The sequence below is a fragment of the Micromonospora sp. SL1-18 genome, from assembly GCF_047921505.1.
Classification (GTDB): domain Bacteria; phylum Actinomycetota; class Actinomycetes; order Mycobacteriales; family Micromonosporaceae; genus Micromonospora.
This window is the reverse complement of the sequence record NZ_JBLROA010000289.1, coordinates 1-229: the sequence shown is the minus strand read 5'-3', so window position 1 is coordinate 229 and position 229 is coordinate 1. Positions and strand designations below refer to the sequence as shown.

The 229-nt window shown below is 71.6% G+C and carries 1 protein-coding gene; it reads left to right on the top strand.

The annotated features are described in order from the left end of the window. The coding region (locus ACNAW0_RS30980; protein WP_416291575.1) for an FtsK/SpoIIIE domain-containing protein at positions 1-229 on the top strand (229 nt) is incomplete at both ends.

Sequence of the window (229 nt, the reverse complement as noted above, 5' to 3'; positions counted from 1 at the left end):
CCTGCCCGTGCCGGCCGTGCCGGAGTTCACCGCCCTGCCTGTGGGCCGGCGGGAAGACGGCGACGGCTACGACCTGCGCCTGTTCGGCACTCAAGTCCTGGTCGTGGGCGCCACCGGTTCCGGGAAGGGTTCGGTGATCTGGTCCGTGGTCCGGTCCCTCGCCGCCGGGGTCACTTCCGGGCTCGTGCAGATCTGGGGCCTGGACCCGAAGGGCGGTATGGAACTCGGG